Consider the following 24232-nt stretch of genomic DNA (forward strand, 5'->3'; position numbering starts at 1 on the left):
GCGGTGCTTACAGTGCGCGGCCCTGCAACAGGCGGGGCAGGGGGCCCGAAAGCCCCGCCGCTTGCTGCATGAACCCGCGCCGCAGCCCCGGGATTGCCTGCACCAGACCCATTCCCAGATCGCGCCCCGCCTTCAGTAGCGGATTGTCGTTCGAGAACAGCTTGTTCACGGTATCCATGCCGAGTGCGAGCGACGTCGAGTCGAAGCGTCGCCAACCCTGATAACGCTCCAGCACGTCCTCGGCCCCGATATCTTCACCCCGGCGCATTGCTTCCACGACGATTTCCGCCAGTGCCGCCACGTCGCGCAACCCGAGATTCAGGCCCTGTCCCGCGATCGGATGCACCCCATGCGCCGCATCGCCTACCAGCGCCACGCGCGGCGCTACATAGGCTTTCGCAAGCGTCAGATTCAGCGGGTAGGAGAACCGTGGCCCGGCCAGTTTGATCTCGCCGAGGAAATCCCCGAAACGCGGGCGCAGCACAGCGAGGAAATCCTCGTCATCCAGCGCCGAAATGGTCTTTGCGTTTTCTTCGGTCTCGCTCCAGACGATGGAGGACCGATTGCCTTTCAGCGGCAGGATCGCGAGCGGTCCGGTCGGCATGAAGAACTGATGCGCGATGCCGTTATGGGGCTTCTCGTGCTCGACCGCCGCGACCAGCGCGGTCTGACCATAGCCCCAACCCTCACGGGTGATCCCGGCGCGTTCGGCCACGCCCGACCGGCGACCGTCCGCGCCGATCAGCAGTTTCGCGGCCAGGGTCTTGCCGGTGGACAGGCTCACCTCGATCCCGCCGGGCACGACCTGCTGTCCCGTGACCTGCGTCTCATGCAGCAGCGTGATCTTGTCGCTCGCCGCCATCGCATCGAGGAACGCACGATAGAGGTAGCGATCCTCCAGCATGTACCCGACCGGTGCCTGATCCAGCTCGCGCGCGTCGAAATGCAGGAAGAAGGGCGCCGCCCCTTCGCCTGCGTGACCGTCGGCGGCTTTCACCTCCATCATCGGTTGCGCCTGATCGGCAAGCCCGTCCCAGACGCCGATCGCGCGCAGCAGTTTTTGCGACGCGATCGCCAGCGCATAGGCGCGTCCGTCGAACGTGTCGGTCGCGCGCTGGCGAGCCGGTGCCGCATCGACGAGGGTCACGGAAAGGCCGGCGGAGGCCAATGCAAGCGCCAAGGCGGGGCCGTTGAGCCCGCCGCCTGCGATGATGACGTCTGAATCGTGTTTCATGGCGCTTACTATGGCGCTGGAAGCGGGATTGTCCATGCGCGGGACTGTCGCTAGCGTGGCGGAAAGAACGAAGGAGGTGGGGTATGGAATGGCGTCTGGCAGGGGCTGCAGAGCAAGGGCGGGCGATCGCCGCCGGGCAGCTCGATCCGGTGGAACAGACCGAGGCCTATCTCGCAGCGGCTGAAGCGTCGGAAGACATCTATGCACGCCTTACGCCGCAGCGCGCCCGCGACGAGGCGATGGCCGCGCATCAGCGCGCCAAGCAGGGCCGTCGGCGCGGGATGCTCGATGGCGTTGCGCTGTCGTGGAAGGATCTGTTCGACACCGCGGGCGTGGCGACGGAAGCGGGCACGCGGCTGCTGGCCGGGCGCGTGCCCGAGCGCGACGCCGATGTGCTGATCGAGGCCACGCTGGGCGGCTCGGTCTGTCTGGGCAAGACGCATATGACCGAACTGGCTTTCTCCGGGCTGGGCGTGAACCCGATGACGGCGACACCGCCGAACATCCATGATCCCGAACTCGCGCCGGGCGGGTCTTCCTCCGGAGCGGCGCTGTCGGTGGCGCGCGGCTTGGCGGCGGCGGCCGTCGGATCGGACACGGGCGGGTCGGTGCGCATTCCTGCGGCATGGAACGATCTGGTGGGGCTGAAGACCACGCATGGCCGGATCACGACCAAGGGTGTCGTGCCGCTGTGTAGGAGCTTCGACACGATCGGTCCGTTGACACGCAACGTCGAGGACGCGGCCCACGTGCTGGCGCTGCTCGAAGGGCGTGCCGCGCCGGATCTGCGCGACGCAAGCCTCAGGGGCAAACGGCTGCTGGTGCTCGAAGGGCTGCCGTTCGAGGGCACCCGCGAAAAGCCGGTGCAAGGCTTTGAGCGGGCCGTTGAGGCCTTCGCTAAGGCGGGTGCGGTGATCGAGCGGCGGGGCTTGCCGATGGTGCGCCCGGCGATGGACCTTTCCGGCGTTCTCTTCGCGCCCGAGGCCTATGGCGAATGGAAGCACGAGATCGAAGCCGCGCCCGAGAAGATGTTCGCAGCGATCCTCGAGCGGTTCCGCAGCGGGCGCGACGCTCTGGCCTCGGATTACGCCAAGGGGTGGCACGCGCTGGAGGGCTATCGCGCCGCCTATCTGGAGGCGACTGCGGAATATGACGCCGTTCTGGTGCCGACATCGCCGATCCTGCCGCCCGATGTCCGCCGCCTTCTCAGCGACAAGCGCTATTTCCAAGAGGAAAACGTGCTTGCCCTGCGCAACACCCGGATCGGCAACGTGCTGGGGCTGTGCGCGCTGAACCTTCCGACGGGAATCCCAAGCTGTGGTATTTCGCTGATGGCGCCGCCCATGACGGAGGATCGATTGCTGCGTTTGGGCATGTGCGCCGAATCGGCGCTGGCCTGAAAAACACATTTCTTGTGGTCAACCCGCTCTGGAGCTTGTCTTTTTCTGGACGAAACGGCGGAGCTTTTGTAACCTCGTCGGTAATAAGGGGCGACATAGACCCCATTCGATGAGGCACAGATGGACTTTCCCGAGCGGTTTTCGAACCTGCCCGAATACGCATTTCCGCGTTTGCGCGCGCTGCTCGATTCGCATGAACCGGGCGGCGACGCCTTGGCCATGTCCATCGGTGAGCCGCGCCATCCGATGCCCGAGTTCGTGGGTGATGTCATTGCGCAAAGCCTTGGAGAGTTTGGGAAATATCCCGCCAACGACGGCACGCCCGAATTGCTGGATGCGATCTCTGGCTGGCTGAAGCGGCGCTATTCGGTCGATATCGGACCCGAGCGGATCATGGCGCTCAACGGCACCCGCGAGGGTCTTTATAACGCCGCGATGGCGCTTTCGCCCGAACAGAAACGCGGCAAGACGCCCGTGATCGCGATCCCGAACCCGTTCTATCAGGTCTACGCGGTGGCCGCGGCAGCGGTCGGCGCGGAGCCGGTTTTCGTGCCCGCAGGCGCCGAGACCGGGTTTTTGCCTAATTATTCGGCACTTCCGGCGGAGGTGCTGGACCGCGTCACCGTCGCCTATCTGTGCTCGCCCTCGAACCCGCAGGGCGCAGTCGCGAGCCGCGAATATCTGGCCGATCTGCTGCATCTGGCCGAGAAGCACGACTTCATGGTTTTCGCTGACGAGTGCTATTCCGAGATCTGGCGCGAGGCCCCGCCGCCCGGTGCGGCACAGGTCGCCGCCGAGGAAGGCATCGACCCCGAGCGCGTGGTGATCTTCCATTCGCTCTCGAAGCGGTCGAACCTGCCGGGTCTGCGCTCGGGCTTCCTCGCCGCCGGGCCGCAAAGCATTAAACATATCCGTCGCCTGCGCGCCTATGCGGGGTCACCGCTGCCGCAACCGCTGCAGCGCGTGGCAGAGCGGGCTTGGGCGGATGAGGCTCATGTCACGGAAAATCGTCGCCTTTACGCCGAGAAATACGAGATCGCGGGACAGGTCTTCGACGGCGTCGATGGCTTCCAGCTGCCGCAGGGCGGCTTCTTCCTCTGGCTTCCCGTCGAAGACGGGGAGGCAGCGGCGCTCAAGCTTTGGACAGAGACCGGCATTCGCGTGCTGCCGGGCGCCTATCTCGCGCGCGAGGTGAACGGGGAAAACCCCGGCCAGAAATATATTAGGGTGGCTCTGGTCGCCCCAAAAGCAGAAACGCAGCGCGGGCTCACGCAGCTTCGCGACTGCCTATACGGTTGAGGACGGTAGGTTATGGCATCTTATCAGGTTCGACAGCGCGATCCGCTTTTCGATCAGGACACGCAAGCCGTTCTGGAACGGCGTGGCAAGGAATTGGTAGGGGGGCTGCTGGTCGTCTTCGGCCTGCTCGCCGCGATGATGCTTTTCTCCTATCATCCCGAAGATCCAAGCTGGATGGCAGCCTCGGATGAGCCGGTGCAGAACTGGCTCGGCCGGATCGGCGCCGGGATCGCCTCGCCGTTGTTCGTGATCGTGGGTCACGGCGCGTGGTTGCTGCCTGCGGCGCTGGTGGCCTGGGGCCTGCGCATGATCACCCATCGCGGCGAAGAGCGCCTCGTGTCGCGGATGATCTTCTTCCCAATCGCCGTGGCCGTCGCCTCCGTCTATGCAGCGCTTCTGGTGCCGGGCGATCAATGGGGTCAGGCCTTCGGCCTTGGTGGGCATTTCGGCGATATGATCGCGGGTGCGATGCTGGGGATCGTCCCGATTTCCGGCGTGGTCGGGCTGAAGCTTCTTTCGCTGGTCCTCGCCGCGGCGATGCTGGCGATGGCGACCTTCGTTCTCGGCTTCACCAAGCCCGAGTTGCGCGCGATCACGCGTTTCATGTGGCTGGGCACGGTCGCGGTCTATGTCGGTGTGATGAACGTTCTGGGTCGCGGGGCCTCGGCCTCGGTCATGGGGGCGCGCTCGGCGGCGGAGCGTGCGCGCCAGCGTCGCGCCGAAGCCGCCGAACGTGCCGCTGAGCAGGCGGCTTGGGAAGAGCAGCAGGCGCTCGCCGCGCAGCATTGGGCCCCGGAGGTCGAAGCCGCCCCGGCCGCGCGCCCGTCCTTCCTGTCTCGCATCCGTCGCCCGGTGGAGCCGGACTACGATCCCTATGATGCCTCGCCGGAGCTGTTCGAGACCGAGCCCTATTGGGACGACCAGCCGCCGGCCGCGCCCACCGAAGATCGGATCCGTGCGCGCATCAGCCAGGCGGTGCAGAACCGCAAGGCCGCACCGGTCGCCACCGATTACGCGCCCGAGCCTGCCGGAGCGCCGCTGCATCACGATATGCCCGAAACCTTCGCCGAGCCCGAGCCGGCGCCGCCGCGCCCTTCGGCCTCGGTGCTCGCCGCCGTCGCCAAGCGTCTCGCGCGCGGCCCGCGCCAGCCGCAGGTGGTCCATCAGGAGCCGCCGCTGCGGGCCGAGCCGCAATTGCGTGCGGAGCCACCGCTTCGGGCCAAGCCGCGTTTCATGCCGGGCTTCGGCGCACCGGCCGCAACCGCCCCGGAGCGCGCGTCCGAAATGGCGACCTATGCCGAGGCCGAAGAGCCGCATATGACGGCTGCCGAGCAGGTCGCACAGGAACGCGAATACGCAGGCGAAGAGAGCCGCGACTGGACCCACCCGGATTACGAAGGCTTCGAACCCGATCTCCGCGATATGCGCACCGAGCATTTCTATGCCGGCGAGCCACATTCCTTCGACGAGACCGGCAATGCGCAATGGATCGAGGAAGACGTGGTGCCGGAAATCCCGGCCTCGGCGCGTGGCCTCGACCGTCAGGTCATCAAGCAGCCCGAGCCGAAGCGCGTGGTGCAGCCCGCGGCGAAACCCGCGGCCCCGTCGCGTCGTGCGATCGAAGAGGCGCAGCCCAAGATGACTTTCGAGAAGCCGCAGACTGCGCCCTTCGAAATGCCGCCGCTGTCGCTGCTGACCAATCCCACGACGATCCAGCGTCACCAGCTCTCGGATGAGGCGCTGGAGGAGAACGCACGGATGCTCGAGACGGTGCTCGACGATTACGGCGTGAAGGGCGAGATCGTCTCGGTCCGCCCGGGCCCGGTTGTCACGATGTATGAACTCGAGCCCGCGCCGGGTCTCAAAGCCAGCCGCGTGATCGGTCTGGCCGACGATATCGCCCGCTCGATGTCGGCGCTGTCGGCACGCGTTTCGACCGTGCCGGGCCGTTCGGTGATCGGGATCGAACTGCCGAACGATCACCGTGAAAAGGTCGTGCTGCGCGAGATCCTCTCGGCGCGCGACTTCGACGACAAGAACATCAAGCTGCCGCTGGCTCTGGGTAAGACGATCGGTGGCGAGCCTATCGTGACCAACCTCGCGAAGATGCCCCACCTGCTGATCGCGGGGACGACCGGTTCGGGTAAATCCGTCGCGATCAACACGATGATCCTGTCGCTCCTCTACCGTCTGACGCCGGAAGAGTGCCGCCTGATCATGATCGACCCGAAGATGCTCGAACTCTCCGTCTATGACGGCATCCCGCATCTGCTCAGCCCCGTCGTGACCGATCCGAAGAAAGCCGTCGTCGCCCTGAAATGGGTCGTCTCCGAGATGGAAGAGCGCTATCGCAAGATGTCCAAGATGGGCGTGCGCAACATCGAGGGCTACAACGGTCGCGTGAAGGAGAGCCTTGAGAAAGGCGAGATGTTCAAGCGCACCGTGCAGACCGGCTTCGACGAGGAGACCGGCGAGCCGATCTTCGAGACGGATGAATTCCAGCCCGAACCCTTCCCCTATATCGTCGTGATCGTCGACGAGATGGCGGACCTGATGATGGTCGCAGGCAAAGAAATCGAAGCCTGCATCCAGCGTCTGGCGCAGATGGCGCGGGCCTCGGGCATCCACCTGATCATGGCGACGCAGCGCCCCTCGGTCGATGTCATCACCGGCACGATCAAGGCGAACTTCCCGACCCGGATCTCCTTCCAGGTGACGTCGAAGATCGACAGCCGCACCATTCTGGGCGAGCAGGGCGCCGAGCAGCTTCTGGGCATGGGCGACATGCTCTACATGGCTGGCGGCGGCAAGATCACCCGTTGCCACGGGCCCTTCGTGTCCGACGAGGAAGTCGAGGAAATCGTCAACCACCTCAAGAGCTTCGGTCCGCCGGCCTATATGTCTGGCGTGGTCGAGGGCCCCGATGACGAGGTGGCTTCCGACATCGATCAGGTGCTGGGCCTCAACACTGGCGGCAATACCGGCGGCGAGGATGCGCTCTATGATCAGGCGGTGGGCATCGTGATAAAGGATCGCAAATGCTCGACCTCCTACATCCAGCGCAAGCTGGGCATCGGCTACAACAAGGCCGCGCGCCTCGTGGAGCAGATGGAGGATCAGGGTGTCGTGTCCTCGGCCAACCATGTCGGAAAGCGCGAAATCCTCGTGCCCGAACAGCAATAAGCCGGTCACGATCTGAGATGCAGAGCGCCCCGGGGGAGACCTCGGGGCGTTTTGCATTGGGCCGCACGGGCTATCCGCACCCGGTGTGCTGTCATCCGATACTGGGGGAGATGTTATTGAATGACATCCCCGGTTCGGCGCAAATGCGCTCAAGACGGACCCGCAGCGCGATTGGCGCGTTACGGCGGGACTTCCGCTTTCGCAAGGAGTGCCTAAATCTATGGTCATGAAACAGATCCGCATCCTGCTCGCCGCGATCTTCACGCTGGCGCTCGCCCTTCCGGCTTCGGCCGGGAAAGTCTCGCTGAATCAGATATCGTCCTATCTGAACTCGCTGACCTCCGCTTCGGCGGATTTCACGCAGGTCAACTCGGACGGGTCGATCTCGACCGGCAAGCTGTTCATCAAGCGGCCCGGCCGGGCGCGCTTCCAATACAATAACGACAAGACTTTGGTGCTGGCCTCGGCTAACCGCGTCGCTGTGTTCGATCCGAAATCGAACCAGCCACCGGAGCAATACCCGCTGGTGAAGACGCCGCTGAACCTGATCCTCGGGCGCAATATCGACCTGAATCGTAACGGTATGGTCGTGGGCTACACGACGGACGGGCCGAAGACGATCGTCACCGCGCAGGACCCGCAGCATCCTGAATACGGGAATATTCAGCTCATCTTCACTGACGGGCCGGTTGAGCTGCGCCAATGGGTGATCACCAACCAGTCAGGCGAGAAGACCACGACGATCCTCAACAACCTCCAAAAAGGCGGCAACTTTGCCACCTCGATGTTCTCGATCGACCAGGCGTTGGCCCAGCGGCGCTGATTGCTCAGCGCCGGCAGGCTTGAAGTTGGATCTCGTACATCTGCGCGCGGGTTGCGACTCGGTCGGCCACGGCGAGAAGCCAGGATTTCGACCGGTGTGACCCGCGCGAATAGCCGCCGCGCCCTTCGTGATAGGCGAGATACTGGTTGCGCGCGTCGGCCTTGGAGATGCCGAGCTTCTTCTGCGTGCCATCCATGTACCAACCCATGAAGTCGGTGGCATCCGAGATGCGGTTGCGCCGGGCACCGAAGCGACGGGTATCTTCGCGATACTCGTCCCAGGTGCCGTCGAGGGCTTGGCTGTAGCCGTAGGCAGAGCTCTGGCGGCCCAGCGGGATGATCCCGAGCGCGAAGCGCTGCGGTGTCTTCGCGTTGCCGTCGAACTTGCTTTCCTGGTGGATCGTGGCCATCTGAACCGCGACCGGAACGCCCCATCGGGCCTCCGTCCGGCGCATGGCGTTGAAATATTGCGGACGCTCCTTGATGATCGCGCAGGCGTCATCAAGGTTGCGCGGGGGCTTGGACGGTCCGCCTCCGCAGGCGGCCACCGCAAGCAATACGCCGAGGGCGAGGTATTTCTTCATAGCTGCTCTTCTTTGCTCTGACGGCCTTGTTTTTTGTCATCCTATGCGTAATTGGCCCGTTCGAAAACCGGGAAACGCACGATGTCAGCGGACTGTCGCGACGAATCGGACAATCTGTTTCCGGCGGAAATGAGGCGAAAACGTGGACCTGAGCGGTTTCACGATTTAGGTATTAGGTATGAGGATAGACATGCATACCACGCACGCGAAATATCACATCGGCCAAGTGGTGCGACATCGCAACCACCCGTTCCGGGGGGTGGTCTTCGACGTCGATGCAATCTTCTCCAACTCGCAGGAATGGTACGACGCGATCCCCGAGGAGTCGCGCCCGTCCAAGGATCAGCCCTATTACCACCTGCTCGCGGAGAACGACGAAAGCTACTATGTGGCCTATGTGTCCGAGCAGAACCTCGTCGCGGATTTCTCCGGCGAGCCGGTGAGCCATCCCGATCTCGATGATCTGTTCGGTGAGTTCGGAAACGGCTCCTATCGGCTGCAATTCCAGATGAACTGAACGACCCTGCGGGTTCGGCGCGGGCTTATCCCTCCTGCAGTATCTCGACCGGTTCCAGCGGCATCCGGAAGGCCAGCAGATTGCGCCCGTCCTGCCGGTGATAACCAAGATCGGTCGCGAGGTCGCGGATCAGGAACCAGCCAAAGCCGCCTTCGGGCAGACTGCTCGGGTCGGGCCGCTCCGGGTCGCGGTCCCGAAGGTCGAGGCAGGCCGGGGGCAGAGGGATCCCGTCATCGCTGACCGAACAGTTGAGTCCTTTTCGGTCGCGGACGATGGATAACGCGATCACGCCCTCCTCGCTTTTGCCGTAGCTGTGTTCGACGATATTGTTGAGGATTTCCGCGAGGATCAGTTCCAGCGTTCCGGCCTCTTCCTCGGTCATCAGACGGATGAAACGCGCCACCGCAGCCCGCAGGGCATCACGCACCGCGATCGGTGTCGCCGGAAAGCTGAGGTTGAAGACGCGCACCTCGCCCCCATCCGGGCGGGGGTCTGGGCGCGCAGTCGTGGCGGGGGCTCTTGCATTCAGACGCTCACGCATATCTCCGGCCCTTCCCCAAGGCGCTAGCGAGATCGGCATGGATCGGCAGGACCGAATTCATGCGGGTGAGGCGGAAAACTTTCACCACATTCGGTGTCAGCCCGCAAAGCTCCAGCTGTCGGTCGGGGGCGAGCGATTTCATCACCGCCACCAACGCGCCGAGGCCGGAACTGTCGAGAAACTCCACCTTCGAAAGGTCGAGCAGTACCCGCGGCGCGGGCTGCATCGTCACATCGCGCATCCGTTCCTTGAACCTGAGGGCGATCGCAGCGTCCAGCCGCGCCTCGGCCAGATGGACGACAAGCGCGCCTTCCAGCGCTTCGGCAGTAAGGTTCATGTACGCCTCCCGCGATTGATCTGACGGGAAGGCTAGACGGCAATGCTTACCATTCGGTATCCGTGGAACAGGATTTTGGAGGATATCATGGAAAACGTGGTGATCGTCGGAGCGTCGCGCACGCCGATGGGTGGGATGCAGGGCGTCTTTGCAGGTGTGTCTGCGTCCGAGCTGGGCGGTGTCGCCATCAAGGCGGCGATGGACGGTGCGGGTGTCGCGCCTGCGCGCATCGAGGAAGTGCTGATGGGCTGCGTGCTGCCCGCAGGTCAGGGGCAGGCGCCCGCGCGGCAGGCGGGTTTCGCGGCGGGCCTCGGCGAAGAGGTGCCCGCGACGACGCTGAACAAGATGTGCGGCTCGGGCATGAAAGCGGCAATGGTGGCCTATGACCAGATCGCGCTTGGCCAGACCGGGGTGATGGTCGCGGGCGGCATGGAGAGCATGACCAACGCGCCTTACATGCTGCCGAAGATGCGCGCAGGGGCGAGGCTCGGCCATGCGCAGGCGCTCGATCACATGTTCCTCGACGGGCTGGAGGACGCCTATGACAAGGGTCGTCTGATGGGCACCTTTGCCGAAGATTGCGCGCAGGCGTTCCAGTTTACCCGCGAGGCGCAGGACGATTACGCGATGGCGTCGCTGAACCGTGCCGTTGCCGCGGAGAAATCCGGGGCCTTCGCGGGTGAGATCGCGCCCGTGACGGTGAAGAGCCGCAAAGGCGAGACCGTGGTCGCGATCGACGAGCAGCCGGGTAATGCGCGCCCCGACAAAATCCCCCAACTCAAGCCCGCCTTCCGCAAGGACGGCACGGTGACGGCGGCGAATTCGTCCTCGATCTCGGATGGGGCGGCGGCGCTGGTGCTGGCCTCGGAGTCTGCGGCGAAGGCCGAGGGGCTGCCGATCCGCGCGCGCATTCTGGGCCATGCGAGCCATGCGCAGGCGCCGGCCGATTTCCCGACGGCTCCGGTGCCGGCGGCGGAAAAGCTGCTGAAGAAGCTGGGCTGGACGATCGAGGATGTCGATCTTTGGGAGGTCAACGAGGCCTTCGCGGTCGTGCCAATGGCCTTCATGCACAAGCTGGGCATTTCGCATGACAAGGTAAACGTGAATGGCGGCGCCTGTGCGCTTGGCCATCCGATCGGCGCGTCGGGTGCGCGGATCATCGTGACGCTGCTCAATGCGCTGGAAAAGACCGGTCTCAAGCGCGGAGTGGCCGCGATCTGCATCGGTGGGGGCGAGGGCACGGCCATCGCGATTGAACGGGTATGAACGTGGATTACCAAGACCTGACGAAACGCATCGCGGCGCTGACCGAGGGCGAGACCGACGAGGTCGTGCTGATGGCGACGCTCGCCTGCGAAATCCACCACGCGGATGACCGCTTCGACTGGACCGGCTTCTACCGGGTCACCGAGCCGGAGCTACTGAAGATCGGCCCCTATCAGGGGGGGCATGGCTGTCTCGTGATCCCGTTCTCGCGCGGGGTCTGCGGGGCGGCGGCCCGCGAGGGGCGCACGCAACTGGTGCCCGATGTCGAGGCTTTCCCGGGCCATATCGCCTGCGCCAGCTCCACCCGTTCGGAACTGGTGATCCCGGTCTATGCGCAGCGGGGCCTCATCGCGGTGCTGGATATCGACAGCGACCAGCCCGACGCCTTCACCGAGGCGGATGCCGCGGCGCTGGAAGCGATCCTGAAACACGTGTTCGGCCATTTGTGAGGAAGCGATGAAACATACCGGCGCGTGCCTGTGCGGGGCGGTCAGCTACGAAGTCGAGGGAGAGATGCAGCCCGTGGTGGCGTGTCATTGCTCCCAGTGCCGCAAGACCTCCGGCCATGTCTGGGCCTCGTCGCAGGTCGATGCCCATCAGCTCGTGCTGATCAACCGCGACGGGCTGCGCTGGTATCGCTCCTCGGAGACGGCGGAGCGGGGCTTTTGCGCGGTCTGCGGCAGCTCGCTGTTCTGGCGTCTGGATGGGGAGGGGCGGATCTCGATCGCGGCGGGCACGCTTGACCTGCCGACCGGGCTTTCGATGGCGGAGCATATCTTCGTGGCGTACAAGGGCGATTACTACGAAATAGAGCCGGGGCCGCCCCAATCGCCCTGAGGCTTGACCCGACAGGCGGTGCAGTGCATCTCGCAGTCCATGAGTTATGTCTATGACCCCCCACAGGAGGCCCCGCGCATCCTTCATGCCGATCACGAAATCCTCGTGGTCGACAAGCAGGCAGGGCTTCTCTCGGTGCCGGGCAAGGGGCCGGACAAGGCCGATTGCCTCATTGCGCGGCTGCGGGGGATTTTCCCCGAGGTGCTGCTGGTCCATCGGCTCGATACCGATACCTCGGGTGTGATGGTCTTCGCGCTGACGCCCCATGCGCAGCGCCATCTCGGTCTGCAATTCGAGAAGCGCCAGACGAAGAAAGCCTATCAGGCGCGGCTCTGGGGGGAACTGGCCGATAAGGAAGGCCGGGTTGATCTGCCGCTTTGTGTCGACTGGCCGAACCGCCCGCGCCAGCATGTCGATCACCAGAACGGCCGTCCCGCGCAGACCGACTGGCGGGTTATCCGGCATGAGGATGGCACGACGCGGGTGCGGCTGATGCCGGTGACCGGGCGCAGCCATCAGCTGCGGGTGCATATGGCCGAACTGGGCCATCCGATCCTCGGCGATCCGCTTTATGCGGAAGGAGAGGCGCAGGAGTTCGAGCGTCTGATGCTCCACGCCGAGACGCTGCGCTTTCGCCATCCCGATGGCGGGATGCATATGACCTTCACCGCGCCGGTCCCGTTCTGAAACCGATACAATCGCAGGTCTTTTCCCCGCCTGCGCGCGCAGGCATACTCCTGCGAGACCTATTGCGGAGAGCCCGATGTCCAAACCCTTGCGCCTTGGTGTGAATATCGATCACGTCGCCACCGTGCGGAATGCCCGCGGCTCGGCCTATCCTGACCCGCTGCGCGCCGCGCGTCTGGCCGAGCAGGCCGGAGCCGACGGGATCACCGCGCATTTGCGCGAAGACCGCCGCCATATCCGCGACGCCGATATCGACGCGCTGCGCGGCGGCATCGATATCCCGCTGAATTTCGAGATGGCCGCAACGTCCGAGATGCAGAAGATCGCGCTGCGCCATTTGCCCCATGCCTGCTGCATCGTGCCGGAAAAGCGCGAAGAGGTGACGACCGAAGGCGGTCTGGACGTCGCGGGCGATGTCTCGCGGCTGACCGATTACGTGGGGCCGCTCGTCGAGGCGGGCATCCGCGTGTCGATGTTCATCGGTCATGATCCGGCGCAGATCGAAGCCTCCGCCAAGATCGGCGCGCAGGTGATCGAGCTGCATACCGGCCATTTCTGCGACATGCACTACGCGGGCGATTTCGCCGCGCGTGATGCCGAACTGGAGGCGCTGAAAGCGGGCGCAGCCTATGCCGACAGTCTCGGGCTGGAGGTCCATGCGGGCCACGGTCTGACCTACGAGACGGTCGAGCCGATCGCCGAGATGAAGCAGATCCGCGAGTTGAACATCGGCCATTTCCTGATCTCCGAGGCGATCTTCGTGGGGCTCGGCCCCGCGATCGTGCATATGCGCAAGCTGATGGACGCGGCGCGGGGCTGAGGCGGCATGATCCTCGGCATCGGCACCGATCTCGCGAATATCGAGAGGATCGAGCGCACGCTCGAACGCTTCGGCGACCGTTTCCGCAACCGCGTCTTCACCGAGATCGAGCAGCGCAAGGCCGAGCGCCGCAAGGATGTGGCGGGCACCTATGCCAAACGGTGGGCGGCGAAAGAAGCCTGTTCCAAAGCGCTTGGGACCGGGTTGCGGATGGGCATCGCGTGGAAGGATATGGCGGTCACGAATCTGCCAACGGGACAGCCGGTGATGCAGGTCACGGGCTGGGCGGCGGACCGGCTTAAGGAAATGACACCAGAGGGTTACGAGGCCGTCATCCATGTGACGCTGACGGATGACCACCCCTGGGCGCAAGCCTTTGTCGTGATCGAGGCCCGCAAGCTTTCTTGACTCGGGCGCGAGGCCGCGTATTGAGGCCAAGGAATTTTGAGGCAGGGTAAGAGATAATGGCGAAGAACAAGGCCGAGGGCGGTATCCTCGACACGATCAAGACGATTGTCTGGGCACTGGTGATCGCGGGGGTGTTCCGCACGCTGTTCTTCCAGCCCTTCTGGATTCCCTCCGGCTCGATGAAGGACACGCTGCTGATCGGCGACTTCCTCTTCGTGAACAAGATGGCCTATGGCTATTCGCGCTATTCCTGCCCGTTCTCGGCCTGTCCCTTCGACGGACGCCTGCTGGCCCGCGACCCCAAACGCGGCGACGTGGTGGTGTTCCGCCATCCGACGAAGAACGTCGATTTCATCAAGCGTCTGATCGGCCTGCCGGGCGACAAGATCCAGATGATCAACGGCGTGCTGCAGATCAACGGCAAAGCGGTCGAGATGAAGCCCGAGCCCGATTTCGAGGAAGTCATGCAACCGCAGGGTCCGCAGGGGCTGTTGCCGCGCTGCTCGAATTCGCCGGTCGGCATGGGCGATACCTGCATCAAGAAACGCTATGCCGAGACGCTGCCCAACGGCGTCACGCATGACATTCTGCAGATCAATAATGACGGTCCCGTGGACAACACGCCCGTCTACACCGTGCCCGAGGGCATGTATTTCTTCATGGGCGACAACCGCGACAATTCCGAGGACAGCCGCTTCCCGCAATCGGTGGGCGGTCTCGGCTTCGTCCCGAAAGAGAACCTGATCGGCCGGGCGGACCGGGTGATGTTCTCCTCGGCGGGTCGCTCGCTGTTCTACTTCTGGACCTGGCGTCCGGATCGGTTCTTCAAGGCGATCAATTGAAGCTGAGCGCGGAGATCAAGGCATTCGAGAAGCGCCTCGGGCACAAGTTCAAACGGCCCGAGCTGCTCGCGCGCGCGCTGACGCATAGCTCGATCTCCACGCCGACCCGGCCCGACAACCAGCGGCTGGAATTTCTGGGCGACCGCGTTCTGGGCCTCGTGATGGCCGAGGCGCTGTTCCTAGGCGACCGTGCCGCTTCCGAGGGGCAGATGGCGCCGCGCTTCAACGCGCTCGTGCGCAAGGAAGCCTGCGCCGATATCGCCCGCAAGATCGACCTTGGCGCGGTGCTCAAGCTCGGCCGATCCGAGATGATGACCGGCGGGCGGCGCAAGCTGGCGCTGCTGGGCGACGCGATGGAGGCGGTGATCGCCGCCGTCTATCTCGATGGCGGGTTCGAGGCGGCGAAAGAGCTGATCCTGCGGCTCTGGGAAGACCGGCTCGACAGCGTCGAGGAGGACGCCCGCGACCCGAAAACCGCGCTGCAGGAATGGGCGCAGGCTCGCGGTCTGCCGCCACCGCGCTACGAGATCACCCATCGCGACGGTCCCGATCACGCCCCCAATTTCACCATCGAGGTGAGTCTGGAGAACGGCGCGCGCGAAACGGCCAAGGCCGGATCGAAGCGTCAGGGCGAGATGACGGCGGCGAAGACGCTGCTGAAACGTCTGGAAGACGGCGCCGAGGGCTGAGATTGCGTTGGGACCGGGGCGACCAGCCCCGGGCCGCGCCCGACCCTCCCCATGGGAGGGCGCATTGGCGATGTCGGCGCGGGCATATCCGCCACTCAGGCTTGAAAGATAAACTGCCCGGCCACGAATGGGGCGAAGCGCCCACCTAAGGATCGGGCGCGGCCCTCGTCGCACAAGCCATATGACAAGATGACTGGCAACACGCGCCGTTATAAGCTACCCCGCGCCCCGTATCGCTTTCGCGTATCGCCAAAAAGGAATCCACATGACCACACGCGCCGGTTTCGTCGCCCTGATCGGAGAGCCCAATGCGGGCAAATCCACCCTGCTCAACGCGATGGTTGGCGCGAAGGTCTCGATCGTCACCCACAAGGTGCAGACCACCCGCGCCCGCATCCGTGGCGTCGCGATGGAAGGCCAGAGCCAGATCGTCTTCGTCGACACGCCCGGCATCTTCCGTCCGCGCCGTCGTCTGGACCGCGCAATGGTCAATGCCGCTTGGGGCGGGGCGGCCGACGCCGACATGATCGTCCTCCTGGTCGAGGCGCATCGCGGCCTCACCCCGGGTGTCGAAAGCATTCTCGGGGCGCTGCGCGGTCGCGAAGGCACGCAGCCGGTGGCGCTTGCGATCAACAAGATCGACAAGGTGAAATCCGAGGAGCTTCTGGGCCTGACCGCGAAGCTCAACGAAGCGTTCGAGTTCACCAAGACCTTCATGATTTCCGCAGAGCGTGGCTACGGCGTGCAGGATCTCAAGGAATGGCTTGCGGGTGAGATGCCCGAGGGGCCGTGGCTCTATCCGGAAGACCAGATCGCCGACCTGCCGATGCGCATGATCGCAGCCGAGATCACCCGCGAGAAGCTGACCCTGCGCCTGCACGAGGAACTGCCCTACCAGCTGACGGTCGAAACCGAGAGCTGGGAGGAGCGCAAGGACGGCTCCGCGCGGATCGATCAGGTGATCTATGTCGCCCGCGACGGCCACAAGGGGATCATCCTTGGCAAGGGCGGCGAGACGATCAAGGCGATTTCCAAGGCCGCGCGCGAGGAACTGATCGAGTTTCTCGACCGGCCCGTGCATCTGTTCCTGCAGGTGAAGGTGCGCCCGAACTGGCTCGAAGAGGCCGAGCGCTATTCCGAGATGGGTCTCGATTTCAAGGACTCGAAGTGATGGCCGAGGCGCGTCTGACCACGGATTTCTGGGTCCGCGCCTATCTCAAGCGGCTGGAACTCGCGAATATTCCGGCCTATGTCACTGCGCATGGGCAGGCGTCTTCCGGTGCCGTTCTGGTGAAATGTGCCCGCCTCGACGGGACCGCGCAAAGCTACGAGCGGCGCGCGGATCTGATGACCGGAGAGAGCGCGTGGATGCTGTTGCATGACGGGCCCGAGACCGAGGTCGATGCCAGCATCCGCAAGCAGCGCAGTTTCGACCCCGACCTCTGGGTGGTCGAGATCGAGAGCCGCGACGGGCAAACGTTGTTGGAAGAGGACGGCCTCAGCGGCTGATCCCGAGCCGGTTGAGACCGCGGCCCAAGGTCACGATCACCAGCCCGCCGATCCAGAAGGCGACGAGGAACTTCACGCACCACAGGCCCAGTCCGCCCCAGCCGAGCTTGTCGAGGTTGAGGAAGAAATACGGGTAGAACCCGGTTTCCAGCCCCCGGATCACCGCATAGACCAAATAGATCAGCGGCCAGGCCAGCCAGATCACTGCGTGATGGCTCGTCAGCCCACCTTTCGGCGCGAAGGCCAGCCACCAGACCGGAACGAGTATCGGGGCTGCGGTGTGATAAAGCAGGTTCGAGACGTAATCGAGCCCGTGCAACGGCGTGTCGCCAGCCAGAAGCAGGTGATAGACCACGCCGACGATCAGCATCCACAGCACCAGAGCGGCAAGGAACGGTTTGGCCAGCGCCCGCTTGCGCCATGCCATCCAGCCGAAGGCGAGCCCCGCCAGCGTATTCGTCCAGATCGTGAAATAGCGAAACATCAGCCACAGGATGCCCAGCGGCACGGCGGCCTGCGGATGTTCGGCCATGTTGTCGAGGAAGCTTGCGCCGAACGCCGTCAACTCGACGAGGGCGATCAGGGCGGCGAAAAGGGTCGAGGCGCGTGTCATGCGACAAACGCTAGTGCGGCGCGGGGCGTTTGCGCAACTCACGAAGCCGCTTGCGCCGCAACGTCACGGAAAGGATAGTCGCAGCCATGGACTGGCAAGACCTCGGCACGATCCTCTCGGCACGACCGCATGGCGAAAGCTCGATGATCGTCGAGCTGTTCACCTCGGCGCATGGGCGTCACGCGGGCGTGGTGCGCGGCGGGGCGTCGCGCAAGATGGCGGGAATTTTGCAGCCGGGAAACCGGGTCACGGCGACGTGGCGCGCGCGGCTGGAAGATCACCTTGGCAGTTATACGATCGAGCCGCTGCAAAGCCGCGCGGTGATCCTGTCGGACCGGCAGGCCTTGGCCGGGCTGAACGCGGCGACGGCGCTGCTGCGGTTCACGCTGCCCGAGCGCGAGGCGCATGACGCGCTGTTTCTGGCGTCCGAGGCGCTGTTCGACGCGATGGCCGAGGGCGGCGACTGGCTGCCGACCTATCTGCGCTGGGAGTTGGGACTGCTGGAGGAGATGGGCTACGGGCTCGACCTGTCGCGCTGCGCGGTGACCGGGTCGCGCGACGATCTCGCCTATGTCAGCCCGCGCTCGGGGCGTGCGGTGAGCCGTCAGGGGGCCGGGGAATGGGCGCCGAGACTGCTGCCGCTGCCGCTCTGCCTGCTGGGGCAGGGGCCCGCGAGTCTGGGCGAGATCGTGCAGGGGCTGCGGCTGACCGGGTTCTTCCTGGGCGAGCGGATGGCGCCGGATCTGGGAGACCGGCCCTTGCCCGAGGCGCGGCAACGGTTCGTGGATTTGCTGGGGCGGAACGTGCGGTAGCTCATGGAGCTTGGCGCGGGGCGACCAGCCCCGGACCGCCCCCCCCCCCCCCCCCCCCCCGGGGGGGCGCATTGGTGATGTCATCGCGGGCACATCCGGCATGCGGGCTTGCGAGATAAAACGCCAAGCCACTGGCGGAGCACAGCGCCCACCCAAGGGTCGGGCGCGCCCCTCACCTCAAGCTCAAGGCCGCTCGCGATCGTCCAGCAACAGCGTCAGCAGCGCCAGATCCAGCCAGCGCCCGAACTTCTTGCCAACCTGCGGCATCAGGCCAACCTGAGTGAAGCCCAGCCGCTCGTGCAGCCGGATCGACCCGTCGTTTGCGGCATCGATCGCGCCGACCATGACGTGAAACCCGCCCTCTTTGGCACGCTCGATCAGTGCCGCCATCAGCTTCGCACCCTTGCCGCCCGCGCGGTGGTCGCGATGGACATATACGGAATGCTCGACGCTCAGGTGATAGCCGTCATGGGGGCGGAACGGGCCGAAGCTCGCATAGCCTACGGCGCGCCCGTTCTCTTCCCAGACCAGAACGGGATAACCCGCCGCCTGCCGATCCGCGATATAGGCGCGGCGGTTCTCGGGGCCGACTTCGATCTCGTTCCAGATCGCGGTCGTGTTGCGCACCGCGTCATTGTAAATCTCGGTGATCGCCTCTGCGTCTTCGGCCTTTGCGTCGCGGATCATCTGTGCCCCTCCAGTTCGTCGCGCCAGATTTGGCCGCGAAACCGGGCGAGCGCAACGCTATTTCTGCGCGATGAAATGTCCGGTGCGGCGCACGGCCTCGGCGGCGGGCACGAATTCCACGCCCAGATCGCGCGTCGCGGCCTCGTTGCTGAGCCGCATCGTCATCCCGAGCATCGGCTTGATCAGCGCGATCTGTTCGTCGAACAGCGCGAGGATCGAGACGATCCAGTTCGGCGCCTTCCGGGTCGGGATCTTGCGGTCGGGGAATTCGGCCTTCAGTACCTTCGCCATCTCTAGGAAGGACATGAAGCTTGCCGCACAGATGTAGCGGCGACCGATGCTCTCGGACCGGTCGAGCGCCGCGACATGGCAGGCGGCGACATCGGCCACATCGACCACCGGAATGTCGAACTCCGGCGCCATCGGGTCCTTGCCCGCCATCAGCCGCTCGATCACCGCGACCGACGAGCCGGTATGGCGATCCATCGGCGTGCCGCAGACGAGGCCCGGATTGATCACCGTCAGCTGCATCTCGTGGTGATCCTCGATGAATTCCCACGCCGCTTCCTCGGCGAATATCTTCGAGCGCGTATAGGCGCTGCAGGTCGGCGCGCGCGGGTTCGACCAGTCGGCTTCCGTAATCGGGTCGGAGGTCACGCCATGCATCACCGCCTCCATCGAGGAGGTCTGGATCACGCGGGTCACGCCGGCGGCCTGCGCTGCGCTCAGCACCCGCTTGGTGCCCTCGACCGCGGGCTGGATCACCTCGGCCTCGTTCTTGGGCTTGCTGAGCGGGAAAGGGGAGGCGGTGTGGATCACGGCATCGACCCCGGTCATCGCCGCGTCCCATCCCTCATCCGCCGTCAGATCGGCCTCGACGAAGCTCAGCCGCTCCAGCGCCTCGGGGCCGAGGTCGCGCAGCGCCGCTTTCACCTCTTCGCCCCGGCTGGCCTTGCGCAGCGTGCCGCGCACCTTTTCGCCCTGCGCGAGCAGGTCATAGGCGATGCGTTTGGCGATGAAACCGGTGATGCCGGTGACCAGAATTGTGCGGGCCATTCGCGCCTCCCTGCTTTGAACTCTTTCGTTCAGCTTGCGAGGGCGGCGGGCGGGAGTCAAACGAGAACGGGGCGATGCGAGGATCGCCCGCATCGCCCCGTGTTTTTCAGTGTGCCCCCGGCGCCGCGACGCGCGGCGCGTTCGTGCCTGAGAGGCTCAACTGGAGCCTCTCCGAGACGGCACTCACCCCAAAAGCCTGCGCGCAATCACCTGCGCCTGAATCTCGGCGGCACCCTCGAAGATGTTCAGGATGCGCGCATCGCAGAGGATACGGCTGATCTGGTATTCCAGCGCGAAGCCGTTGCCGCCATGGATCTGCAGCGCGTTGTCGGCAGCGGCCCACGCCACCCGCGCACCGAGCAGTTTCGCCATGCCAGCTTCCAGATCGCAGCGATGGCCGTGATCTTTTTCCCAGGCCGAGAAATAGGTCAGCTGGCGGGCGATCATCGTCTCCACCGCCATCATCGCGAGTTTCGAGGATACGCGCGGGAATTCGATCAGCGACTTGCCGAATTGCTTGCGGTCGATCGCATATTGCATCCCGATCTCCAGCGCCGATTGCGCCACGCCCACGGCGCGGGCGGCGGTCTGGATGCGGGCGGATTCGAACGTCTCCATGAGTTGCTTGAAGCCCTTGCCCTCTTCGCCGCCCAGAAGGTTCTCGCCCTTCACGCGGAAATTGTCGAAACCGAGCTCGTATTCCTTCATCCCGCGATAGCCGAGCACTTCGATCTCGCCGCCGGTCATTCCCTCGGTAGGGAAGGGGTTGTCGTCGGTGCCCGGCGTCTTCTCGGCCAGGAACATCGACAGGCCTTTGTAATTGTCGGTAGCCGGGTCGGTGCGCGCGAGCAGCGTCATCACATGGGTGCGCTGCGCATGGGTGATCCAGGTCTTGTTGCCGGTAATCAGCCAGTCATCGCCATCCTTGACCGCACGGGTGCGCAACGAGCCCAGATCCGAGCCGGTATTGGGTTCGGTGAAAACGGCGGTGGACAGGATCTCGCCAGAGGACAGGCCCGGAAGCCATTTCTGCTTCTGCTCCTCGGTGCCGCCGCAGATGATCAGCTCTGCCGCGATCTCGGAACGCGTGCCGAGCGAGCCGACACCGATATAGCCGCGCGAAAGCTCCTCGGTCACGACGACCATCGAGGCTTTCGACAGGCCCAACCCGCCATATTCCTCGGGGATGGTCAGGCCGAAGACGCCCAGTTCGGCGAGTTCCTCGATGATTTCCATCGGGATCAGCTCGTCCTTGAGGTGCCATTCATGCGCGTTCGGCTTCACGCGATCTTCGGCGTAGCGGTAGAACTGCTCGCGGATCATCTCGAGATCTTCATCGAGACCAGACTGCCCGAAGATCGAGCGCCCCTGAACGTCGCGCATCAGTTCCACTAGGCGCATTCGGGCGGCGTTGGAATTGCCCGCGGCGATCAACTTCGCGGCCGCGTCCGAGGGAGTCCAGCTGACGCCCATATCGGTCAGGCGCACCATCTCGCCCTGGTTCATCTGGATGCCGCCCGCGATCTGCGCGAGATATTCGCCGAAACCGATCTGCAGGATCAGTTGCTCCATCTCGCCCAGCTTGCCGTCCTCGGTCAGGCGCGCCGCCCAGCCGTGCAGCTGTTTGAGTGCCTGCTGATAGGTCGTCAGCCAAGCAAGCCCATGGGCGCGATATTGGTTCGCTTCGAGCGCGGCGCCGGAAATGCGACCGTCTCTCTCCGTCGCGTTGCGCAGGCTTGCGGTCGCGTCGGAGACCAGCGTCTCCAGCTCGGGCAGGCTCGCTTCCGCAAGGCTCAGGAGGTCATCCAGAATGATCGTCGTCGGCATATCGGCCCCGTCATGTGCCATGAGTCGGCTCCTTATTCTGCAGTTGCAGCCTGTGTAGATACTTCGCAACCGCAGCGCAATAAAAATTCGCCAGCGGCGACAATTGCGACGGATAATGTCGCAGAGGTTGTCGGCGCGGTCGGGTATCCGCCTGATTTCACGTCGCTTCCCGGCTGTATCCCACCGCGTAACCCGATAGAAGCGATGCGGGACACGAAGGGGAGCGCGCATGTTCGGGATGGAAGTTTGGCAGATATTCGCGGCGCTTGGCGTCACGCTTTTCGCGGGTTTCGTGAAAGGCGCGGTCGGCTTCGCGATGCCGATGATCATGCTGTCGAGCTTTGCGTCGTTCCTGCCTCCGCATCAGGCGCTGGCGCTTCTGATCCTGCCGACGCTGGTGACCAACGTGATGCAGGCTTTCCGTCAGGGGGTCGGCGCGGCGGTGGGCTCGATCAAGAATTACCGACTGTTCATCGCGATGATCATCATCTTCATTCCGATCAGCGCGACCCTCGTCGATGTAATCCCGCAGCCACTGATGTATGCGCTTCTGGGGGCGCCGATCCTCGGCTTCTCGATCTGGCAGATCTCGGGACGGCAAATTCCGATGCCCACGCGCCATCGCGCGGTGACCGAGACGGGCTTGGGCGTGATCGCGGGACTCTATGGTGGGATTTCCGGCATCTGGGGGCCGCCGCTGATCATCTACCTGATCTCGATCGACGCGCCGAAACAGGAAGCGGTGCGCATCCTCGGCGTCGTCTTCCTGACCGGGGCGATCATCCTGACCGGCTCGCATCTGGTTTCGGGCGTGCTGAACGCGCAGACCATACCGCTGTCGCTGTTGATGATCCTGCCCGCGCTGGCGGGGATGAAACTGGGCTTCAAGGCGCAGGACCAGCTCGATCCGGTGCGGTTCCGATGGTGGACGCTGATCCTGTTGGGCGTGGCCGGACTGAACCTGCTGCGCCGCGCGCTGATGGGTTAAGCCACGAAGGGGCGCAGACCCTGACGGCGGGCGGAGGCCAGCGTCTTCGCCTCATAGCCCGAGACGATCTTGCGCACCGGCTTGCGATGGAGCGGTAGCCCGCCTTCGCGGACTAGCCCCGCAAAGGCCGTGGTCGCCGCCAGAAGCGGTTGCCGGGCGAGCCGCCCGATATGCAGGCTCTCCAGCTTGCAGCCATCCGCCATCAGCAGGTGATGACCGCCCAGCAACAGCCCGTGCCACTCCAGCACGCCGGGGCAATCGGGTTGCAGCGCGGCGCAGCCATCGGCCAGCGACCGCGCCTCGATCAGCACTTCGTCCTCGCCGAAGATGAAATCCACCGACGGCCCGCTCAGCGCCACGCGGTGCTGCGGCATGACCCAGAGGTCCTGACGCGCCGAGAAGACTGGCGCACAGAGTTTCACCGGACGCAGGTGCCCGATCGCAGGCAGGCTGACCCGGCCCGACCAGAGCACCGGCTGCGGCCCGGCATCGAGGGTCTCGACCAGATCGCCCGCGCGCAGACGTGCGGCAGGCACCACGCCCTCCGGAGTCTGGATTGGGGTCGCGGGGGCGAAGCAGCCCGCCGGTCCCATCGGTTGCAGATGATCCCCAAGCGCCAGCCAATCGACGCGCGGCCCGATCCGCGCGGGCCCCGCCGGATTGAGCAGGGCCGCGGCCTCGTCACGGGTCAGCGGCAGCGGCGCCATGCCCGCCTGCTGCCGGATCGTGCGCTGGTCGAGCGCCTCCAGCGTCAGCAGGCTCTCGCGTCCCGGCCCGTCCCAGCGCCAAATGAGCCGCATCCGTCCGCCGGTCAGCCGCTCCTGCGTGGCGTCGATGGAGATCGCATGGACCGCCGAGCCGCGCCGCTGCGCCAGCACGATCCGCCCGTCGACATCGAGATTGAGCGAGAGGAAATTCCGCCAGCCTTCGCGCTGATGCAGATGGATCAGCGGCAGGGGCGATTGCTCGCCGCGCATCAGGGTGAATTCGAGCATCAGGCTGCCCCGTGCGAGCAACTCCGGCAGTCTGCGCTCGTCGAACATGACCGCGCCGCGATGTGCGATCTGCGCACCGATCCAGCCCTGTTGCGCCCTCATCTGCGACGCTCCGAATGCTGCCTTGATCCCATGCCTGTCTCCGCGCCCGGGGAAGCCGACACGGAAAACGTACGCCGCCCGAGAGGGCCGCGCGTGGGTCTGCTGCGTCTGAATCCGGGCTTTGCCCTGCTCGATACGCCCGATTCCGGGCTTTTGCTTTTGACATATCATGGCACC

26 protein-coding genes are annotated in these 24232 nt (G+C 64.8%); 17 read left to right on the forward strand and 9 right to left on the reverse strand.

Features of this window, described 5'->3' with window-relative positions:
- Positions 1-7 precede the first annotated feature (7 nt).
- Positions 8-1234 carry an FAD-dependent monooxygenase gene (locus tag B6V74_RS16510; RefSeq protein WP_240497132.1) on the reverse strand — a complete coding sequence of 409 codons (1227 nt, stop codon included), beginning with the start codon at positions 1232-1234 and terminating at the stop codon, positions 8-10.
- Between the two features lie 83 nt (positions 1235-1317).
- On the opposite strand from B6V74_RS16510, the gene B6V74_RS16515 reads away from it, so the two are divergent.
- From B6V74_RS16515 to B6V74_RS16530, 4 genes are all read left to right on the forward strand, one after another.
- A complete protein-coding gene (locus tag B6V74_RS16515; protein ID WP_088723432.1) occupies positions 1318-2634 on the forward strand; it encodes an amidase family protein in 1317 nt (438 codons plus the stop codon).
- Positions 2635-2754: 120 nt separating this feature from the next.
- On the forward strand, positions 2755-3933 hold the full coding sequence (locus B6V74_RS16520; RefSeq protein WP_088723433.1) for an aminotransferase class I/II-fold pyridoxal phosphate-dependent enzyme: 1179 nt from the start codon (positions 2755-2757) through the stop codon (positions 3931-3933).
- A gap of 12 nt (positions 3934-3945) precedes the next feature.
- Positions 3946-7116: a DNA translocase FtsK 4TM domain-containing protein gene (locus B6V74_RS16525; protein WP_075776839.1), complete on the forward strand. Its 3171-nt coding sequence runs from the start codon at positions 3946-3948 to the stop codon at positions 7114-7116.
- A 226-nt stretch (positions 7117-7342) separates the two neighbouring features.
- Positions 7343-7939 carry an outer membrane lipoprotein carrier protein LolA gene (locus tag B6V74_RS16530; protein ID WP_075776891.1) on the forward strand — a complete coding sequence of 199 codons (597 nt, stop codon included), beginning with the start codon at positions 7343-7345 and terminating at the stop codon, positions 7937-7939.
- A gap of 4 nt (positions 7940-7943) precedes the next feature.
- Here the strand turns inward: B6V74_RS16530 and B6V74_RS16535 are convergent, their stop codons facing one another.
- Positions 7944-8522 carry a lytic transglycosylase gene (locus B6V74_RS16535; protein WP_088723434.1) on the reverse strand — a complete coding sequence of 193 codons (579 nt, stop codon included), beginning with the start codon at positions 8520-8522 and terminating at the stop codon, positions 7944-7946.
- Between the two features lie 190 nt (positions 8523-8712).
- Here B6V74_RS16535 and hspQ point away from each other — a divergent pair, with 190 nt between their 5' ends.
- Positions 8713-9039: a heat shock protein HspQ gene (hspQ, locus tag B6V74_RS16540; protein WP_075776841.1), complete on the forward strand. Its 327-nt coding sequence runs from the start codon at positions 8713-8715 to the stop codon at positions 9037-9039.
- A gap of 25 nt (positions 9040-9064) precedes the next feature.
- Here hspQ and B6V74_RS16545 read toward each other — a convergent pair whose 3' ends face one another.
- Positions 9065-9580 (reverse strand): ATP-binding protein, encoded by a 516-nt coding sequence (locus tag B6V74_RS16545; RefSeq protein WP_168184245.1) that lies wholly within the window; start codon positions 9578-9580, stop codon positions 9065-9067.
- A complete protein-coding gene (locus tag B6V74_RS16550) occupies positions 9573-9917 on the reverse strand; it encodes an STAS domain-containing protein (RefSeq protein ID WP_088723436.1) in 345 nt (114 codons plus the stop codon). The genes B6V74_RS16545 and B6V74_RS16550 overlap by 8 nt, the downstream gene beginning before the upstream one ends.
- A gap of 87 nt (positions 9918-10004) precedes the next feature.
- Here B6V74_RS16550 and B6V74_RS16555 point away from each other — a divergent pair, with 87 nt between their 5' ends.
- The 10 genes from B6V74_RS16555 to B6V74_RS16600 all read left to right on the forward strand — a co-directional run bounded on the left by B6V74_RS16555 (position 10005) and on the right by B6V74_RS16600 (position 16975).
- On the forward strand, positions 10005-11183 hold the full coding sequence (locus tag B6V74_RS16555; protein ID WP_088723437.1) for an acetyl-CoA C-acyltransferase: 1179 nt from the start codon (positions 10005-10007) through the stop codon (positions 11181-11183).
- Positions 11180-11632: a GAF domain-containing protein gene (locus B6V74_RS16560; protein ID WP_088723438.1), complete on the forward strand. Its 453-nt coding sequence runs from the start codon at positions 11180-11182 to the stop codon at positions 11630-11632. Before B6V74_RS16555 ends, B6V74_RS16560 begins: the two co-directional genes overlap by 4 nt.
- 7 nt (positions 11633-11639) lie before the next feature.
- Positions 11640-12020: a GFA family protein gene (locus B6V74_RS16565; RefSeq protein ID WP_088720514.1), complete on the forward strand. Its 381-nt coding sequence runs from the start codon at positions 11640-11642 to the stop codon at positions 12018-12020.
- Positions 12021-12059: 39 nt separating this feature from the next.
- Positions 12060-12707, forward strand: coding sequence for a pseudouridine synthase (locus tag B6V74_RS16570; protein WP_088723439.1), 648 nt, complete (start codon positions 12060-12062; stop codon positions 12705-12707).
- Positions 12708-12783: 76 nt separating this feature from the next.
- Positions 12784-13527 carry a pyridoxine 5'-phosphate synthase gene (locus B6V74_RS16575; protein WP_088723440.1) on the forward strand — a complete coding sequence of 248 codons (744 nt, stop codon included), beginning with the start codon at positions 12784-12786 and terminating at the stop codon, positions 13525-13527.
- A 6-nt stretch (positions 13528-13533) separates the two neighbouring features.
- On the forward strand, positions 13534-13935 hold the full coding sequence (gene acpS / locus B6V74_RS16580) for a holo-ACP synthase (RefSeq protein WP_075776848.1): 402 nt from the start codon (positions 13534-13536) through the stop codon (positions 13933-13935).
- Positions 13936-13988: 53 nt separating this feature from the next.
- Positions 13989-14777: a signal peptidase I gene (gene lepB, locus B6V74_RS16585; RefSeq protein WP_075776849.1), complete on the forward strand. Its 789-nt coding sequence runs from the start codon at positions 13989-13991 to the stop codon at positions 14775-14777.
- On the forward strand, positions 14774-15466 hold the full coding sequence (gene rnc / locus B6V74_RS16590) for a ribonuclease III (RefSeq protein WP_088723441.1): 693 nt from the start codon (positions 14774-14776) through the stop codon (positions 15464-15466). The genes lepB and rnc overlap by 4 nt, the downstream gene beginning before the upstream one ends.
- A gap of 265 nt (positions 15467-15731) precedes the next feature.
- Complete coding sequence (gene era, locus B6V74_RS16595) at positions 15732-16637, forward strand: GTPase Era (RefSeq protein ID WP_088723442.1); 906 nt, start codon at positions 15732-15734, stop codon at positions 16635-16637.
- Complete coding sequence (locus B6V74_RS16600; RefSeq protein WP_088723443.1) at positions 16637-16975, forward strand: DUF1491 family protein; 339 nt, start codon at positions 16637-16639, stop codon at positions 16973-16975. Before era ends, B6V74_RS16600 begins: the two co-directional genes overlap by 1 nt.
- Here the strand turns inward: B6V74_RS16600 and B6V74_RS16605 are convergent.
- Entirely contained in the window at positions 16965-17588 is a 624-nt protein-coding gene (locus B6V74_RS16605; protein ID WP_075776853.1) for a Pr6Pr family membrane protein, read from the reverse strand. The two genes, B6V74_RS16600 and B6V74_RS16605, sit on opposite strands and share 11 nt — an antisense overlap.
- Positions 17589-17674: 86 nt before the next feature.
- Here B6V74_RS16605 and recO point away from each other — a divergent pair, with 86 nt between their 5' ends.
- Positions 17675-18400, forward strand: coding sequence for a DNA repair protein RecO (gene recO, locus B6V74_RS16610; protein ID WP_088723444.1), 726 nt, complete (start codon positions 17675-17677; stop codon positions 18398-18400).
- A 183-nt stretch (positions 18401-18583) separates the two neighbouring features.
- On the opposite strand, the gene B6V74_RS16615 is transcribed toward recO, so the two are convergent.
- The 3 genes from B6V74_RS16615 to B6V74_RS16625 all read right to left on the reverse strand — a co-directional run bounded on the left by B6V74_RS16615 (position 18584) and on the right by B6V74_RS16625 (position 21991).
- Positions 18584-19087 carry a GNAT family N-acetyltransferase gene (locus B6V74_RS16615; protein WP_088723445.1) on the reverse strand — a complete coding sequence of 168 codons (504 nt, stop codon included), beginning with the start codon at positions 19085-19087 and terminating at the stop codon, positions 18584-18586.
- A gap of 57 nt (positions 19088-19144) precedes the next feature.
- Positions 19145-20143, reverse strand: coding sequence for an aldehyde reductase (locus B6V74_RS16620; RefSeq protein ID WP_075776856.1), 999 nt, complete (start codon positions 20141-20143; stop codon positions 19145-19147).
- A 183-nt stretch (positions 20144-20326) separates the two neighbouring features.
- Complete coding sequence (locus B6V74_RS16625) at positions 20327-21991, reverse strand: acyl-CoA dehydrogenase family protein (protein ID WP_088723446.1); 1665 nt, start codon at positions 21989-21991, stop codon at positions 20327-20329.
- A gap of 208 nt (positions 21992-22199) precedes the next feature.
- Here B6V74_RS16625 and B6V74_RS16630 point away from each other — a divergent pair, with 208 nt between their 5' ends.
- Positions 22200-22958: a sulfite exporter TauE/SafE family protein gene (locus B6V74_RS16630; protein WP_088720505.1), complete on the forward strand. Its 759-nt coding sequence runs from the start codon at positions 22200-22202 to the stop codon at positions 22956-22958.
- Here B6V74_RS16630 and B6V74_RS16635 read toward each other — a convergent pair.
- Positions 22955-24055, reverse strand: a complete 1101-nt coding sequence (locus tag B6V74_RS16635) for a Hint domain-containing protein (protein ID WP_168184246.1) — start codon at positions 24053-24055, stop codon at positions 22955-22957. The genes B6V74_RS16630 and B6V74_RS16635 overlap by 4 nt on opposite strands.
- Positions 24056-24232 lie beyond the last annotated feature (177 nt).

It is taken from the genome of Thioclava sp. F42-5 (assembly GCF_002213195.1).
Taxonomy (GTDB): domain Bacteria; phylum Pseudomonadota; class Alphaproteobacteria; order Rhodobacterales; family Rhodobacteraceae; genus Thioclava; species Thioclava nitratireducens.

What these genes read in the sequence shown, in the direction of transcription:
- hspQ (WP_075776841.1), top strand. Translation starts at nt 8,713, where the DNA reads ATGCATACCACGCACGCGAAATATCACATCGGCCAAGTGGTGCGACAT.
- B6V74_RS16635 (WP_168184246.1), bottom strand. Translation starts at nt 24,055, where the DNA reads ATGAGGGCGCAACAGGGCTGGATCGGTGCGCAGATCGCACATCGCGGC.
- B6V74_RS16555 (WP_088723437.1), top strand. Translation starts at nt 10,005, where the DNA reads ATGGAAAACGTGGTGATCGTCGGAGCGTCGCGCACGCCGATGGGTGGG.
- B6V74_RS16530 (WP_075776891.1), top strand. Translation starts at nt 7,343, where the DNA reads ATGAAACAGATCCGCATCCTGCTCGCCGCGATCTTCACGCTGGCGCTC.
- B6V74_RS16545 (WP_168184245.1), bottom strand. Translation starts at nt 9,580, where the DNA reads ATGCGTGAGCGTCTGAATGCAAGAGCCCCCGCCACGACTGCGCGCCCA.
- B6V74_RS16630 (WP_088720505.1), top strand. Translation starts at nt 22,200, where the DNA reads ATGTTCGGGATGGAAGTTTGGCAGATATTCGCGGCGCTTGGCGTCACG.
- B6V74_RS16535 (WP_088723434.1), bottom strand. Translation starts at nt 8,522, where the DNA reads ATGAAGAAATACCTCGCCCTCGGCGTATTGCTTGCGGTGGCCGCCTGC.
- B6V74_RS16510 (WP_240497132.1), bottom strand. Translation starts at nt 1,234, where the DNA reads ATGAAACACGATTCAGACGTCATCATCGCAGGCGGCGGGCTCAACGGC.
- B6V74_RS16520 (WP_088723433.1), top strand. Translation starts at nt 2,755, where the DNA reads ATGGACTTTCCCGAGCGGTTTTCGAACCTGCCCGAATACGCATTTCCG.
- B6V74_RS16565 (WP_088720514.1), top strand. Translation starts at nt 11,640, where the DNA reads ATGAAACATACCGGCGCGTGCCTGTGCGGGGCGGTCAGCTACGAAGTC.
- B6V74_RS16615 (WP_088723445.1), bottom strand. Translation starts at nt 19,087, where the DNA reads ATGATCCGCGACGCAAAGGCCGAAGACGCAGAGGCGATCACCGAGATT.
- B6V74_RS16575 (WP_088723440.1), top strand. Translation starts at nt 12,784, where the DNA reads ATGTCCAAACCCTTGCGCCTTGGTGTGAATATCGATCACGTCGCCACC.
- B6V74_RS16515 (WP_088723432.1), top strand. Translation starts at nt 1,318, where the DNA reads ATGGAATGGCGTCTGGCAGGGGCTGCAGAGCAAGGGCGGGCGATCGCC.
- B6V74_RS16550 (WP_088723436.1), bottom strand. Translation starts at nt 9,917, where the DNA reads ATGAACCTTACTGCCGAAGCGCTGGAAGGCGCGCTTGTCGTCCATCTG.
- B6V74_RS16600 (WP_088723443.1), top strand. Translation starts at nt 16,637, where the DNA reads ATGGCCGAGGCGCGTCTGACCACGGATTTCTGGGTCCGCGCCTATCTC.
- B6V74_RS16620 (WP_075776856.1), bottom strand. Translation starts at nt 20,143, where the DNA reads ATGGCCCGCACAATTCTGGTCACCGGCATCACCGGTTTCATCGCCAAA.
- B6V74_RS16605 (WP_075776853.1), bottom strand. Translation starts at nt 17,588, where the DNA reads ATGACACGCGCCTCGACCCTTTTCGCCGCCCTGATCGCCCTCGTCGAG.
- acpS (WP_075776848.1), top strand. Translation starts at nt 13,534, where the DNA reads ATGATCCTCGGCATCGGCACCGATCTCGCGAATATCGAGAGGATCGAG.
- B6V74_RS16570 (WP_088723439.1), top strand. Translation starts at nt 12,060, where the DNA reads ATGAGTTATGTCTATGACCCCCCACAGGAGGCCCCGCGCATCCTTCAT.
- recO (WP_088723444.1), top strand. Translation starts at nt 17,675, where the DNA reads ATGGACTGGCAAGACCTCGGCACGATCCTCTCGGCACGACCGCATGGC.
- era (WP_088723442.1), top strand. Translation starts at nt 15,732, where the DNA reads ATGACCACACGCGCCGGTTTCGTCGCCCTGATCGGAGAGCCCAATGCG.
- B6V74_RS16560 (WP_088723438.1), top strand. Translation starts at nt 11,180, where the DNA reads ATGAACGTGGATTACCAAGACCTGACGAAACGCATCGCGGCGCTGACC.
- B6V74_RS16525 (WP_075776839.1), top strand. Translation starts at nt 3,946, where the DNA reads ATGGCATCTTATCAGGTTCGACAGCGCGATCCGCTTTTCGATCAGGAC.
- B6V74_RS16625 (WP_088723446.1), bottom strand. Translation starts at nt 21,991, where the DNA reads ATGGCACATGACGGGGCCGATATGCCGACGACGATCATTCTGGATGAC.